At 72.6% G+C, this 13646-nt stretch carries 11 protein-coding genes and 1 pseudogene; 4 read left to right on the forward strand and 8 right to left on the reverse strand.

The genetic code is table 11. The features are described 5' to 3' along the window. Positions 1-7: 7 nt before the first annotated feature. A complete protein-coding gene (efeB, locus tag ABZ490_RS45280; protein ID WP_359004407.1) occupies positions 8-1246 on the reverse strand; it encodes an iron uptake transporter deferrochelatase/peroxidase subunit in 1239 nt (412 codons plus the stop codon). 29 nt (positions 1247-1275) lie between these two features. Then, positions 1276-2439, reverse strand: a complete 1164-nt coding sequence (gene efeO, locus ABZ490_RS45285; protein WP_359004410.1) for an iron uptake system protein EfeO — start codon at positions 2437-2439, stop codon at positions 1276-1278. A 232-nt stretch (positions 2440-2671) separates the two neighbouring features. On the opposite strand from efeO, the pseudogene ABZ490_RS45290 reads away from it, so the two are divergent. From ABZ490_RS45290 to ABZ490_RS45300, 3 genes and pseudogenes are all read left to right on the forward strand, one after another. Then, a pseudogene (locus tag ABZ490_RS45290) lies at positions 2672-3013 on the forward strand (helix-turn-helix transcriptional regulator); the annotation flags it as partial. A gap of 199 nt (positions 3014-3212) precedes the next feature. Further along, entirely contained in the window at positions 3213-4700 is a 1488-nt protein-coding gene (locus ABZ490_RS45295; RefSeq protein WP_359004413.1) for a hypothetical protein, read from the forward strand. Positions 4701-4765: 65 nt separating this feature from the next. Further along, positions 4766-5644: a lysylphosphatidylglycerol synthase domain-containing protein gene (locus ABZ490_RS45300; protein WP_359004501.1), complete on the forward strand. Its 879-nt coding sequence runs from the start codon at positions 4766-4768 to the stop codon at positions 5642-5644. A 122-nt stretch (positions 5645-5766) separates the two neighbouring features. Here ABZ490_RS45300 and ABZ490_RS45305 read toward each other — a convergent pair whose 3' ends face one another. From ABZ490_RS45305 to ABZ490_RS45325, 5 genes are read right to left on the reverse strand one after another with little or no spacing between them, the layout of a single operon-like run. Beyond that, positions 5767-6513 (reverse strand): response regulator transcription factor, encoded by a 747-nt coding sequence (locus tag ABZ490_RS45305; RefSeq protein WP_359004416.1) that lies wholly within the window; start codon positions 6511-6513, stop codon positions 5767-5769. Positions 6514-6569: 56 nt separating this feature from the next. After that, complete coding sequence (locus tag ABZ490_RS45310) at positions 6570-9221, reverse strand: FtsX-like permease family protein (RefSeq protein WP_359004418.1); 2652 nt, start codon at positions 9219-9221, stop codon at positions 6570-6572. After that, positions 9218-9880, reverse strand: a complete 663-nt coding sequence (locus ABZ490_RS45315) for an ATP-binding cassette domain-containing protein (protein WP_359004421.1) — start codon at positions 9878-9880, stop codon at positions 9218-9220. Before ABZ490_RS45315 ends, ABZ490_RS45310 begins: the two co-directional genes overlap by 4 nt. Next, the gene (locus ABZ490_RS45320) at positions 9867-10607 is read right to left on the reverse strand and encodes an ABC transporter ATP-binding protein (RefSeq protein WP_359004424.1); all 741 of its coding nucleotides are present in this window, start codon (positions 10605-10607) and stop codon (positions 9867-9869) included. The genes ABZ490_RS45315 and ABZ490_RS45320 overlap by 14 nt, the downstream gene beginning before the upstream one ends. A 5-nt stretch (positions 10608-10612) precedes the next feature. Then, complete coding sequence (locus ABZ490_RS45325; protein WP_359004427.1) at positions 10613-11212, reverse strand: hypothetical protein; 600 nt, start codon at positions 11210-11212, stop codon at positions 10613-10615. 155 nt (positions 11213-11367) lie between these two features. Between ABZ490_RS45325 and ABZ490_RS45330 the strand changes: the two genes are divergently transcribed. After that, positions 11368-12684 carry a HAMP domain-containing sensor histidine kinase gene (locus ABZ490_RS45330; RefSeq protein ID WP_359004430.1) on the forward strand — a complete coding sequence of 439 codons (1317 nt, stop codon included), beginning with the start codon at positions 11368-11370 and terminating at the stop codon, positions 12682-12684. A gap of 111 nt (positions 12685-12795) precedes the next feature. On the opposite strand, the gene ABZ490_RS45335 is transcribed toward ABZ490_RS45330, so the two are convergent. Beyond that, positions 12796-13566: a hypothetical protein gene (locus ABZ490_RS45335; RefSeq protein WP_359004432.1), complete on the reverse strand. Its 771-nt coding sequence runs from the start codon at positions 13564-13566 to the stop codon at positions 12796-12798. Positions 13567-13646 lie beyond the last annotated feature (80 nt).

A 13646-nucleotide genomic window follows, 5' to 3' on the forward strand; every position in this document is an offset into this window, starting at 1 on the left:
GGGTGCGTCAGACGAACAGCGCCCGGCCCCACCAGTCGTCCGTGTCACGGACGCCCGGCGGGATGGCGAAGAGTGCCGAACCCACGTGCTGGATGTACTCGTTGAGCGCGTCGGAGCGCGCCAGGCCGGTCTGGACGGGAAGGAATCCGGTACGGGGATCACGCTGGTAGGCGAGGAAGAACAGGCCCGCTTCGAGGCGTCCCAGTCCGTCGCTCCCGTCGGTGAAGGAGTAGCCGCGCCGCAGGAGGGTTGCGCCGTGGTGGGAGTCGGGGTGCGCGAGCCGGACGTGTGAGTCCGGCTTCATCGCCTTCAGGAACGGCTCGTCGTGCTCGCGCGCCTTGCCGACGGGAGCACCTTCGCGCTTGTCCCGCCCGAAGATGTCCTCCTGCTCCTGAAGGGGGGTACGGTCCCAGGTCTCGATGTGCATCCGGATCCGGCGCGCCACCAGATACGAGCCGTCGGTCATCCACGCGGGGCCGTCTTTCTCGCCGACCCACACGAACTTCTTCAGACGGTCCGTCTCCGTGCCCGCGATGTTGCGGGTGCCGTCCTTGAACCCGAACAGGTTGCGCGGGGTCTGCGCGTCCGGGGTGGTGGAGGAGGTCTTGCCGAAGCCGAGCTGGGACCAGCGCACCGCAACCGTGCCGAATCCGATACGCGCCAGGTTGCGGATGGCGTGCACCGCGACCTGCGGATCGTCCGCGCACGCCTGGACACACAGGTCACCGCCGCTGCGGGCCGGATCGAGGTTGTCCCCGGGGAACTTCGGGAGGTCGACGAGGGCGGCGGGCCGCCGGTCGGCCAGGCCGAACCGGTCGTCGAAGAGGGAGGGGCCGAAGCCGACGGTCAGCGTCAGCCGGGACGGAGGAAGGCCGAGGGCTTCGCCGGTGTCGTCGGGCGGTGCCTGCGGTGTGCCCCCGTACGCGCCGTCGCCGACAGCGCCGCCCGCCGTCATCCGCTCGGCGGCCCGGGTCCACTCCTTGAGCATGCGGACCAGTTCGGCGCGGTCCTCGGTCTTCACATCGAACGCGGCGAAATGCAGGCGGTCCTGCACGGCGCCGGCGATACCGGCCTGGTGTCGGCCATGAAAGGAGACGGCGCCGCCGTCCGCGCCGGGGCTGTCGTCACCGCGCGAGGCGAGGGCGGCCGTGCCTCCCGCTGCGGCGGCGCCCAGCGCGAGCCCGGCGCCGCCCCAGCCGAGCATCACGCGACGCGAAGGTGCGGAGGTTCGCGGTTCCTCGGACATACGCCTTCCTGACGGTCGTGGTGCGCGGGTCACTTCGCCACGGCGGCAGCGAGCTTCGACAAAGGCTCGGCCAGGGCGTTCACCCCGTCGGACAGTTCCTTGCGCTTGGCCTCGGCGACCTTGTCGTAGGAGACGTACTCGTAGGAGTCCTGGTCCGTGCCCTTGTCCGTGCGGTACGTGTCCAGCAGTGTCGAAAGCGCGGTGAACTGCTTGTCGAGTTCCTTGGTGAGAGAGGGGTCGTTCTTCACCGCGATCGGCTTGAGCAGGTCGTAGGACTTCCGGGCACCCTCAAGGTTGGCCCTGAAGTCGACGAGGTCGGTGTGGGAGTAGCGTTCTTCCTCACCGGTGACCTTTCCGGAGGCGACCTCGTCGAGGAGTTCCTTGGCGCCGTTGGCCATGGACGTCGGGGTGATCTCGGCGGTGCCGACCTTCTTCACCCAGTCGCCCAGGTCCGTCATCAGCCGGTCGGCGAGTTCCTTCTCGCGCGCGCCGATCTTGCCGTCGGCCCACAGAGCCTTCTCCAGACGGTGCCAACCGGTCCAATCGGTTGCCGGGTCCTGCCCCTCCTCCAGTCCGTCCTCACGGACGTCGACCTTGGGGTCGATGTCGCCGAACGACTCGGCGACCGGCTCGGTGCGCTCCCAGCCGATCCGTGAGAGGGCGTAGAGCTGCTTGGCCCTCTCGACGTCGCCGGTCTTCACGGCGTCGGTGAACGCCTTCGCCTTGGGCAGGGTCTGCTCGGCCTGGGCCAGCACGTAGGAGCGGTAGGAGGCGACCGCGGCGTCCGCTTCCGGACTGCGCTGTGCGGCCGTGTTCTCGCCAGTGGCCTTGATCTTCTGGCGGATGCCGTCGCCCTTCATGCCGGGCTTGCACGCGATCTCGTAGTCCCCCGCCTTGAGTTCGGCGACCAGGGACGCCTTGGTGCCGGGGCCGATGTTCTCGCGTTCGGCCACGATCCGGTCGTCGGGGAAGAGTACGTACACCTCGGTGACCTTGGAGCCGGTGTTCTCCAGGGCGAAGGTGACGTGCCCGGCCGCGAACTCGGCCTTGGAGACCTTGCATGCCGAGTCCGAGGCCGTCACCGTGACCGCGCCGTCTTCGCCCGACGCCTTCTGCGTGCAGCCCGACAGGGTGACGACGACGGCTGTCGCGATGCCGGCGCCGAGCAGAAGGGGACGGGGTCTGGCGGACATGGGGAGCCTCGATTCACACGGGTGGGCCGACGGCACGGACGCACCTGCCCGGCCGGAGCGGAGTCTACGTAAATGTAGACAGTGAGGGAAGGCTTCCCTTATTTCACGTATCTCACGCTGGGTTGTGGGCCGTCATTCGGAGAGGTGCTCGCCTTGGGTGACCTCGACCCCGTGGTGCAGCCGGACGGCCCCGACCAGCGGCGATGCTCCGGTCGCCGTACATGCCAGGGCCATGGCCAGGAGCGCGGGAACCGCACTGCGGGCCGGTGCCTGGACGAGGGGGGGCTTTGACCCGGGCGGGGGCGGGGACGGGGCCGGTGGCCGTGCCGGGCCCGCCCTCACCTGCCGCATCCTGGACGCGTGCGCCCGGCATGTGCCCGCCGGACGGGGCGCCCCGGGCGAGGATCCATGCCTCGCTTCCCTCGCCGAACGCGAGCGGGAGATCCTCGTGGCCATCGGCAAGGGCTGGACCAACGGCGAGGTCGCCGCCTGCTTCGTCGTCGCCGAGTCGACCGTGAAGACGCATGTGGGCCGCGCCCTCGCGAAGATGGGCGTCCGGGGCCGCGTCCAGGCGGTGATCTTCGCCCGTGACCTCGGGTTCGCCCGCCCGAGCGCCGACTGGCAGGCCGACGCGGCCCGGCCGACCCGCCCCATCGCCTCGCGGAGGAAACCGTCTCCTCACTCGCCTCTCACCCTGCAACCCGTAGGGTGGAGTGACCTCCTACGAGTTGTAGGAGCCATTGGTCTGTGGCGTGCTGTGAAAGAGGTGTGCGATGGCCGACGGCGCGAACGTCACGAAGACCGGTGGCCCGCTCACCGTTCTCCTGGCGCGGGCGCCCCGGCCCCGGCGCCTGAGCGGGGACCCCCGGCTCGCGGCGGTCGCGGCCGCGTTCACCGTCGCCCAGCTCGTCCTCGTGCGGCCGGGCCTCGGACTCGGCTGGGACGAGACCGTCTACGTCAGTCAGGTCAGCGGTCACGCACCCGCCGCGTTCTTCAGCGCGCCCCGTGCCCGCGGCATCTCCTTGCTCGTCGCCCCGATCGCGTCGTGGTCCGACTCGACCGTCCTGCTCAGGGTGTATCTCGCGGTGCTGTCCGGCCTCGCCCTCTATCTGGGCCTGCGGGTCTGGCGCGCCCACCTCATGCCGGGTGTCCTGGCCCTGGCGGGCACGCTGTTCGCCTCGTTGTGGGTGACGTTGTTCTACGGTCCCGAGGCCATGCCCAACTACTGGGTCGCCGTCGGAGCACTGGCCTGCGTGGGCTGCTTCCTGCGCGCCCGCGTGAACACCCGGGACCGGGCGGCCTGGTGGGGCGTGTTCGCGGGCGCGGCGCTGATGGGGTGGATGCGTCCCCTGGACGCGGTCTATGCCGTGCTGCCCCTGCTCGTGCTCTCCCTGCGCCGTCCGCGCCTTCTCGCCGTGCCGGCCGCCGGACTGCTGGCGGGCGTCGGCGAGTGGGTGATCGAGGCGTACGTGAGCTATGGCGGGCTCATGCAGCGCCTGTCGGAAGCCTCTCGCGTCCAGGGCGGCCTCGGTCGGCATCTCGCCGTGCTGGACCAGGTGCGCAGTCTCGGCGGACGCACACTGTGCCGGCCCTGCACCGGTCCGGTCCCCGGTCCGGCGGTGACCCTGTGGTGGTTTGCGCTGCTTCCGCTCGCCGCCCTCGGAGCCGTGGCTGCCGTCCGTGCCCGGCGCGCGATGCCGGTTGCGCTCCCGGCGGCCTGCGCCCTCACGGCCGCGGTCCCCTACCTCTTCCTCATCGGTTACGCGGCCCCCCGCTTCCTGCTGCCCGCCTATGCCCTGCTCGCCCTGCCGGTCGCCCACGGCCTCGTCCACGTGGTCACCGTCCCGGCCCGTGGTGCCGCGCGCGCTCTTGCCGTCGGCCTGGTGGTGGTCGGGCTGGCCGGCCATCTGGCCGTGCAGTACGTCGTCCTGGAAAGGACCGTGCACAGCGCCGCCGCCGCCCGCACCGACTGGTCCCGGACCGCGACCGCCCTCCACACGCTCGGCGTGCGACCACCGTGCCTGCTCAGTGGCTACGAGGCCGTGCCCATCGCCTTCTACACCGGTTGCGGCTCCGCCCAGACCGCGGGCCACGACGCCCGCACCACGGCGGCCGCACTGACCCGGGCCGCCCACCGGACACCGTTCGCCGTCCTCACCCGGCCGGAGGGCCGTCCGCCCGCCTACGCGCGCGGCTGGCCGGTCGAACCAGCCGGAGCGCTGCACGCGTACATCACTCCCTTCGTGCGGCAGGGGCGGTGACTGCCGTGACCGTGTCCGACCGCGTGCCCGTGACCGGGGGCCGGCGCCTGTACCTCCGGCTGGGGATCACATCGGCGGTGCTCGTCGCCGCAGGCGGCGTGCTGGCCGCGCACCGCTCCACGCTGGACAGCGGGACCGACCAACTGGCCGCCGCCGACGGGGAATGGCTGCTGCTCGCCTGCTGCGCCACCGTCGCCACGTGGGTGTGCGCGGCGGTGGCACAGCAGGGGGCGGTCGTCGAACGGCTGCCGCGGGGACGGCTGGTGGCCGCGCAGTTCGCGGCGTGCGCCGCCAACCACCTCCTGCCCGCAGGGGCCGGAGCTGGCTTGGTCAACCTGCGGTTCCTGACGCGGTGCGGCTTGTCCACCAGGCGCTCCGCGACCGCGCTGGCCGTGAAGGCGGCCGCCGGCGGGATCGTCCGGTGTGTGCTGGGCGTGGTGCTGCTGCTGGCCTCGCCGGGTGCTGTGCCGCTGTCGGCGCGGGTGCCGCACGTGCTGCTCTGGGCGCTGGTGGCCGTGGCAGCCGTCGTGTCGGCGGTCGTGGCCAGCGGTCGGCTCAGGCGGGTGGCGGGGCAGGCCGTGGCAGACGTGCGGGAGGTGCATCGCTCCCGGGCACGGGCCTGCGCCCTGTGGGGCGGCTCGGTCGCGTTCACGTTGCTCCACGCCGGCGTGGTCGTCGCCGTGGTCCACGCGCTCGACCTCTCACTGCCCACCAGCCATGTCGTCATGGCGTACCTCGTCGCCAGTGGTGCGGCGGCGCTGCTTCCCACGCCCGGTGGGCTGGGGTCGCTGGACGCCGCGCTCGCCCTCGCGCTGACCGCGGCCGGAGCCCCGGGGCACACGGCCGTCTCGGCGGTCCTCGGCTACCGCCTGCTGACCGGGTGGCTGCCCATGGCCCCCGGCCTCCTGGTCCTGGGCCTGCTGGCCCGCCGCTCCGCCCTGTGAATCGGCTCGGGGTGCCGTGGCTTCTGCGGACTACGGGCGTGGTTCCTCCGTCTTGCTCGGGAGACCGCTGCCCAAGCCGGCGAGGGTGGTGCGGCGGAGCCATAGGCTCCTACCCACTTTGCTCACTCCGGCGGATCCGGTTGCCGTTCCAGCCGGTACCCGTGCCCCCGCAGCGTGGTGATCTCCGGCATCCGGGCCGGGCCGCCGCTCGCCTCCGCGGCCTCGGTCAGCCTGCGCCGCAGGCCCGCCATCGTCACGTCGAGGGTCTTGGTGGACCCGAACCAGTTCTCGTCCCACACCTCGGCCATCAACGTCTCCCGCGACACCGCCTCGCCGATCCGCTCGGCGAGCACCGCGAGCAGGTCGAACTCTTTCGCCCGCAGGGGGATGCCGACACCGTGCAGCGTGCAGCGCCGGGCCGGGACGTCGACGACCAGATCGCCCAGCCGCGCCGGCTCCCGGGCCGGGGCTGCCACTGCCTGCCGTCGCAGATGCGCCCGCAGCCGGGCGAGCAGCACGGTCATGCTGAACGGCTTGACGAGGTAGTCGTCGGCTCCGGCGTCCAGTCCGGCGATGACGTCGATGTCCCCGGTCCGCGCGGTCAATACGACGATCAGCAGGTCGGGCAGACGGGCGCGCAGGTTCCGGGCCACGTCCAGGCCGTCCATGTCCGGCAGCCCCAGGTCCAGCAGCAGTACGTCGTAAGGCGCCCGCGCGGCCTCGGTCAGTGCGCCCGCCCCCGTCCGGCACCAGGTCGGCGCGTAGTCGTGGCCGCGCAGGCCGGCTTCCAGGTGGCGGCCGATGACGTCGTCGTCCTCGACGAGGAGGACCCGCACGCGGCTGCGGTCGGGTGCGGCGGATGTGCGCATGGGCGACAGCCTAGGAGCGGAGACGGTCAGGGGCCCGTCGTCGGTGTCCGGCGCAATCACAGGTCGCGGAGCTCCTCCACGGCGGGGCGGTGGCTGCTGCGGATGCCGTTGAGGGCCGCGACGAGGACGGCGGTGACGGCGGCTGCCGCGGTGAGCGCCAGGTAGGCACCGGGGATCGACAGGGCCGCCGGTGGGGGATCGAAGACCCCGGTCAGGACCTTGACCAGCATCTCCGACAGAGCCCAGCCGATCAGGGTGCCTCCGGCCAGGCCGCCGACGGCCAGCAGCAGGGCCTCGGTGAGGACCATGCCGCGCAGCTGGCCCGCCCGCGCGCCGAGGACCGTGGCGATCGCGAAGGTACGACGTCGTTCGGCGAGCCCGAGGGCGAGGACGAGGCCGCCGGCTCCGGCGGCGAGCAGTACCGCGAAGGCGAGTTCGATTCGGGTCAGACCGGCCAGGTCGACGGACGTCAGGCTGGTGCCGACGGTCCCGCGGGTCTGGGTGAGGTCGGTGACGGTGGCACGGGTGCCGAGCTGCCGGTGCAGCTGTGCGGCGATCTGCTTCTGATGGGTGCCGCCGGTGTCGAGGAGGAAGGCGCCGACCGCGTCGCTGCCGGTGGCCCTGGCGATGTAGGAGGCGTTGGCGACGAAGAAGCTGTCCTTGGGGGCGGTGGGGAACTCCTTGACGATGCCCGCGTAGTGGAAGGGGACCGTGCGCAGGGCCTTGGTGCGGGCGTCCTGGATACGCAGGTTGACGGTGTCGCCGGGGGAGAGCTGGAAGTCGTGGACGGTCTCGACGCTGACGAGCAGGTTGTCCGGGCGCTGGGCCAGGCGCCGCATCAGCTGCGGTGCGCTGCCTCCGGCGAAGTAGGCGTCCTGGAGTGAGGTGGCCTTGGCGATACTGCCTGGCTGGACGCCGTAGAGGTCCTGCAGGTCGGAGCCGACGTAGGCGAAACGGTGCTGGAGGGGTTCGACGTGCCGTACGCCCGAGATCTTCAGAGCTGCCCCGGAGGCGGGTGCGACCTGGGTGCCGGGCGGTTCGGTGACGGTCACATCGGCGCCGTTGGTCAGCCGAGCGTCGACCTCGGCCTGCTGCTTGTAGGTGGCGTTGAAGACGGCGGTCGACACGGCGAAGGAGACGGCCAGGGAGAGCAGTACCACCGAGCGGGCGAGCGGGCGGCGGCGCCTTGCCAGCACGGCCGCGGTGGTGCCGGACAGGGTCGCGGTCAGCGGGCGGGACAGCCGGGCCAGGACGGCACGGCCGTGGGCGAGGGCGAGCAGGGTGAGGCGCCACAGCAGCAGCGCCGCGCCGATCCACAGTAGGGCGGGGCCGAGGAACGCCCAGTACGACACGGAGATGCTGGGAACGCCCTCAGGGGCGAGGACCAGGGCGTACTGGTTGCCGGAGGAGGCGCGGAAGACCAGCCACGAGCCGATCAGGAGCGCGAAATCCAGGCCGTACCGCATCCACCAGGGCGACCGAGCGCGTCGTACGTTCTGCTGTTTGCGGGTGTCGGCGACGGTGACCGAGCGCAGGTCCCGCAAGGCTGGGACGAGGACGGCCCCGGCGGCCACCGCGGCCCCCAGCACGAAGGCGATGGCGTACCGGACGGACCACGTCCCGGCGCTCGCGCCGAAGGAGGCCGTGCCGAAGGCGAGACGGCCGGTGAGCGCGGCGACTCCCAGTCCCGCGATGCCCCCGGCGAGGCCGATCAGGGCGGCTTCCAGGCCCGCGAGACCGGTGATCTGGCGGGGACGCAGTCCGCGCAGCCGAAGCAGGCCCTGCTCCTGGCGGCGCCTTTCACCACCGGCCGAGGCGACCGCCGCCGTCAGTGCGGCGGCCAGGACGGCGCCGGGTACGCCGAGGAAGAGGAAGAGGATCTGCGCGTACAGGGCGTCCTGGCGGGCGGAGTCGAGGGCGGCACCGATGTTGTCGCCGACCAGGGCGGTGCCTGTCGAGCGGGCCTCCAGGTGATGGGCGGCACCGGTGACCGAGGAGAACGCGGAGGCGGGGTCGGAGGGCAGGCGGGTGGTGTCGCGGGCGACGTGGATCTGGGTGGTGACGGCGGCGGCGCCACGGGTGAGGGAGGCGAACCGGGCGGCGGGCAGCAGGACGACGTTGTCCGGTGGCGCGGTCGGCTGGGACTGGCTCGGGGCGCCGACGGTCTGGAAGAGCGAGTCGGCCTGGGGCAGGTCGACCACGCCGTCCACCTTCACCTGCCGCAGCCCGGCGCCGGGGATCTGGATACCGACGGTGTCGCCGGGTGCGGCGTGCAGGTTGGAGGCGGTCTGCTGGGCCAGCAGGACCCCGGAGGAGGAGCCGGAGAGCGTGCGAACGGCGTCGGGGAAGCGGGCGCGGTAGCCGTCGGGCAGGCCGAGGGCCATGCCGGGGCTGGTGGTCTGGGTGGTGCCCTGTACGCGGGCGGTGAACCCGTTGGTACGGGCGAAGCCGACCGGGAGCGCGGTGCGGGTGCCGGGGGCCTTCCGCACCAGGGACAGGACGGTGTCCGGGTCGGCGCCGGGCTGTACCTGGACCTGCCAGTCCACGGCGACCGAGCGCAGGGCGCGCTGGGTCATGGTGGCCTTCGACGCGGTGAGGAAGGAGCCGAGCGAGGCGACGAGGGCTACCGCGAGCGCGACGCCCGCCAGGGCGGCCAGCAGCCGACCGGTGCGGTGGCGGGCCAGCCCGCCGGTCCACGCGGTGATCATGACACCTCCTCGGGTGCGAGCAGCCGTCCCCCGCGCATCGTGCGCCGGACGGTGAGTCCGGCGGCGACGGCCGGATCGTGGGTGGTGACGACGAGGGCCGCGCCGGTGTGGTCGGCGGCCGTCAGCAGCGCGTCCAGGACACGGGCGCCGGTGGCGTGGTCGAGCCGGCCGGTGGGTTCGTCGGCGAGGATCAGGCGGGGGGCCTGGGCCAGGACCCGGGCGGCGGCCACCCTTTGGGCCTGCCCGCCGGAGATCTCCTCGGGCAGCCGGTCGGCGAGGCCGGCGGCGTCCACCAGGGCGAGCGCGGTGAGCGCGGTCTGCCTCGCCTCGCCCTCCGGCCGGTCGGCGAGGACCAGCGGGAGGGCGGTGTTCTCGGCCACGTTCAGGGCGGGGATCAGGCTGTCGCCCTGGAAGACGAGGCCGATGTCGTACGGCCCGAGGGAGGCGGTACGGATGACGGTGCCGCGGGTGGGCTGTTCGAGCCCGGCGATCAGGTGCAGCAGGGAACTCTTACCCGACCCCGAGGGGCCGACCACCGCGAGCCGGTCTCCAGCCCGGATCTTCAGGTCCGCGCCGTGCACGGCCACGACCGCCTGCGCTCCCCGGCCGAAAGTCAGAGCCGCGTCCGTACAGGTCACGAGCACCTCATCCGACGACATCGTGCGTCTCCTCGCGGTCGTGCGGCGGCGGGCCGTCGACGGCCTTGCCGTCCGCCAGCGTGATCACCCGGTCCGCGGCCCGGACCGCCTCCGCGCTGTGTGTGACGACGAGGACCGCGCAGCCCTGCGCGGCCCGCTCGCGCAGCAGCGAGAGCACCGACTGCTCTGTCTCACCGTCCAGTTCTCCGGTCGGCTCGTCGGCCAGCAGGACGGCGGGCGCGTTGGCCAGCGCGACAGCCAGTCCCGCCCGTGCCAGCTCCCCACCGGACAGTTGCCGGGGCAGGGCATGCGCTCGCCCGGCCAGCCCCACCTGAGCCAGCAGGGCCTCGGCCGCGACGGGAGCGCGGCGGCCCCGCGCCCGCTGGGGCAGGCGGACGTTGTCGCGCACGCTCAGATGCGGCAGCAGGTTGCGGGTCTGCAGCAGGACGCCGATGTGCCGGGCGCGCAGTCGGGCCCGCTCGGTCTCGGGCCGGTGGCTGATCCGTACGCCGTCCACGCGGACCTCGCCCCCGGAAGGCTCGTCGAGTCCCGCCAGGCACGCCAGCAGGGTCGACTTGCCGGCCCCGGACGGCCCCACCACCGCGACGGTCTCACCGCGCCGCACCCTGAGCGACACCCCGCGCAGCGCGAGCGTCTCCTCCTCGCCGGCCCGGTAGAAGCGGTACAGCTCGCGGGCGGTCAGCACGTCGTCGGCCGAACCGCCGGAGCCGCGCGAGTCGACGGGCATCCTGCTCACCGCCACCCGAAGGAGTCGCTGACGATGCGCCAGGGATCGACGTTGTCGGCCTTGACCGGTCCGGACAGGGTCAGGTCCACCTCGTGCCCGGCGCGGTGGAAGGCGTACCGCTCGAACGCGTCCCGCACCACCTTGCCGGTCACCGGGTCCTTCGCCGAGTCGCCCTGGTAGGTGAGCAGGACCACGGGGCCGGAGCGCCGCGTCACCTCCGACACCTTGGCGGCGGCGAACTTCGGTACCTGTGAGCGCAGTTGCGGTACGACCGTGCTGGTGACCGAACCGGTCGTGGGCCTGCGGGAGGCGGAAACCGCCGTGATCTTCACGGTGTTGAGCTTGTCGGTGAACACGGTGGCGCCGCCCTGGTCGGTGCGGGCCCATCCTTCGGGCACCTTCACGGTGAAGCCGGTGAAGGAACCGCCGGCCGGCCGGTAGGCGACGTACACCTGGTTGTCGGGGATGTCGCCGGGTGGGTTGGACTCGGTGGGGGCCGGGGAAGCAGTGGAGCCGGAGCTTGAACCCGACCCGGAACAGCCGGCGGTCACCGCCGCGACGACGGCCAGTCCGACGACCGCGTACGTCCGTGTGCGTGCTGCCATGGCCACTGCCCTCCAGGGGAATCCTCGGACCGGACGGTCCATGGCGCCGACGCTAGGCAGCGGCCGGTTAACGCATCGCTCCCCGAGGGTTAGACGACGGCAAAAGCGTGTGGCGCATCGCGTCGGCCCAGGTGGGCGGCCCGCATGATGGGGTCATGAGACAGCGCGTGGTGCGAGTCGCCCTGACCGCCGCCCTGGTCGCCGTCGTCCTCCTCGCCGTCCCGCTCGCCCTGGCCATCAGATCGTCCCTGTACGCCGACCAGCGCGACACCCTGGAGCGGTCGGCCCTGGCCGGGGCCGTACGGGTGAGCCCGGACTACGCGACCGGTGACCCGGTGGAACTGCCCAGCCCCCCGGCGGGCGGGCGCCTCGGCCTGTACGACCCGCAGTCGCGGCTGCGGGCGGGCAGCGGTCCGCGCCCGGGCGACGCCCCGGTCCGTCGGACTCTGGGCGGAGAGGCCGTACGGGACCACTCGGGCGGCGATCTGGTGGTCACCGTGCCCGTCTCGCACGACGAGAAGGTGATCGGCGTCGTGCGGGCCTCTTCTCCTGCCGCCTCTGTCCGCGACCGTGTCCTCGCCGTCTGGGCGGTGCTGCTGGGCGTGGCGGCGCTGGCCCTGGCCGTGGCGGTCGTCGTCGCCCGCCGTCAGGCACGGGCGCTGGCCGCCCCGCTGGAGGATCTCTCCCGCCACTGCCGGGCCGTGGCCGAGGGCGACCTGAACGCCCGGGCAGCCCCCAGCAGCATCGCCGAGATCGACCAGGTGGCCCGCACCCACAACGAGATGCTGCACAGCCTGTCCGAAGTCCTGCGTCACGAACGCGACTTCACCGCCAACGCCTCCCACCAGCTGCGCACCCCGCTCACCGGCCTTCAGCTCACCCTGGAGGCGGGTCTCGCCCAGCACGACGACGCCCGGCTGCGGCCTGTGCTGGCCGAAGCACTGGCGGCCACCCACCGCCTGCACCACACGGTCGAGGAGGTGCTGCGGCTCGCCGGTGCAAGGGAGGTGTCCCGCCCTGCCGCGCGGAAGGTCGCGGTACGGCAGCTGCTGCGGGACACCGAAGAACGCTGGCACGGCCTGTTCGCCCGGGACGGCCGACGCCTGGAGTGCCCCACACGGGACGCACCGGCCGATGTCCTGGTCCCGGGCGCGCCCGTGTCGGAGGTCCTCGGCGTCCTGCTGGACAACGCCCGGGTGCACGGGCGCGGCACCGTCCGGGTCACCGTGCGGGATCTGGACGACGCCGTTGCCTTCGACGTGAGCGACGAGGGCGCCGTGGAGGGCGAGCCGACCCGGCTCTTCGACCGCGGGCACACCGGGGGCGGGCCGGGAGCGGGCATCGGCCTGGCTCTCGCCCGTGACCTGGCGGTCTCGCTCGGCGGCAGGCTCTCCCTGCGCAGCGGCCACCCGGCCACCTTCACGCTGCTCGTCCCACTCGATCAGGATGAGACACAAGGGGGGTCTGTGTGAGGTGGCCGTCTTCGCGTCACCTTCTCGGTCGCGGCAGGGCCGGGGACGTCCGTCGCGAAGTGGATCGGCGGTGCGGTGGGGATCGTTCCTGGTGGCTGAAGTACTTGGGGATCACTCGCCTCCTCCCTGGCCCGTCACCGCGGTCAGCACGTTCTCCTCGAACGGGCCGCCCGCGACCGTGACCTCCTTCACTGTGCCGATGCCTTTGACGTAGTACTTGTTGTCCACGACCCCGGGCTCCAGCGGCGTCCATTCTTTCGTGCGCAGGGCCCCGCTGAAGGTCTTGTACGGGACGGACACCCGGGAGGTCAGGTCCAGGACCTGGAAGCGGTCCTCGGCCTGGCCGGGGTAGTACTCCTGCTGTCCGCCGGCGCCGGGTGCGGGGTGGGCGGGCAGGAAGACGCCGGGGCGGGCGCCGTCACGGCCGGCGCGCCAGGTGCCCTCGGTGGAGATCATGTTGCCGTGGGCGTCGAGTTCGGCGGTGTCCTCGCCGAAGTACCAGACGTTGCCGAGCGTGTCCTGGGCGTAGTAGTCGCGGGTGGCTTCGTGGAGGGTGCGGTCGGTGTAGAGGCGGTCCTCGACGACGCGGCAGGGGATGCCGGTGATCTTCTGGATCTCGCGGGTGGCGGTGAGGTATTCCGTGGTCTTCGTGCCGTCCTTGACGCCGCTGTAGACCAGGGTCCGGCCGGGCGGCAGCGGGAACCACGGGTTGTCGACGGTCGCCGAGAAACCGCGGGGAGCCGGGCTGACCGTCGTGGGCGCCGCGGACCGGTGGCCCGAGCTCCCGGAACCCGACGAGCAGGCCGTCAGCACGACCGTGGCCGTGCAGCCGGCGGCGACGGCGAGGACCAGTGCTCTGCGTGTCATGTCTTTGCCGGTCATCGGGGCTCCCTCGTGGGGCGGTGGGCTTCGAGCCTGCTCGCCGGTGGCTGAGGAGAACCTGAAACGGTTCCCACGTGTCC

Source organism: Streptomyces sp. NPDC005811 (genome assembly GCF_040630405.1).
Taxonomy (GTDB): Bacteria; Actinomycetota; Actinomycetes; order Streptomycetales; family Streptomycetaceae; genus Streptomyces.

What these genes read in the sequence shown, in the direction of transcription:
- efeB (WP_359004407.1), bottom strand. Translation starts at nt 1,246, where the DNA reads ATGTCCGAGGAACCGCGAACCTCCGCACCTTCGCGTCGCGTGATGCTC.
- efeO (WP_359004410.1), bottom strand. Translation starts at nt 2,439, where the DNA reads ATGTCCGCCAGACCCCGTCCCCTTCTGCTCGGCGCCGGCATCGCGACA.
- ABZ490_RS45295 (WP_359004413.1), top strand. Translation starts at nt 3,213, where the DNA reads ATGGCCGACGGCGCGAACGTCACGAAGACCGGTGGCCCGCTCACCGTT.
- ABZ490_RS45305 (WP_359004416.1), bottom strand. Translation starts at nt 6,513, where the DNA reads ATGCGCACATCCGCCGCACCCGACCGCAGCCGCGTGCGGGTCCTCCTC.
- ABZ490_RS45310 (WP_359004418.1), bottom strand. Translation starts at nt 9,221, where the DNA reads ATGATCACCGCGTGGACCGGCGGGCTGGCCCGCCACCGCACCGGTCGG.
- ABZ490_RS45315 (WP_359004421.1), bottom strand. Translation starts at nt 9,880, where the DNA reads ATGTCGTCGGATGAGGTGCTCGTGACCTGTACGGACGCGGCTCTGACT.
- ABZ490_RS45320 (WP_359004424.1), bottom strand. Translation starts at nt 10,607, where the DNA reads ATGCCCGTCGACTCGCGCGGCTCCGGCGGTTCGGCCGACGACGTGCTG.
- ABZ490_RS45325 (WP_359004427.1), bottom strand. Translation starts at nt 11,212, where the DNA reads ATGGCAGCACGCACACGGACGTACGCGGTCGTCGGACTGGCCGTCGTC.
- ABZ490_RS45330 (WP_359004430.1), top strand. Translation starts at nt 11,368, where the DNA reads ATGAGACAGCGCGTGGTGCGAGTCGCCCTGACCGCCGCCCTGGTCGCC.
- ABZ490_RS45335 (WP_359004432.1), bottom strand. Translation starts at nt 13,566, where the DNA reads ATGACCGGCAAAGACATGACACGCAGAGCACTGGTCCTCGCCGTCGCC.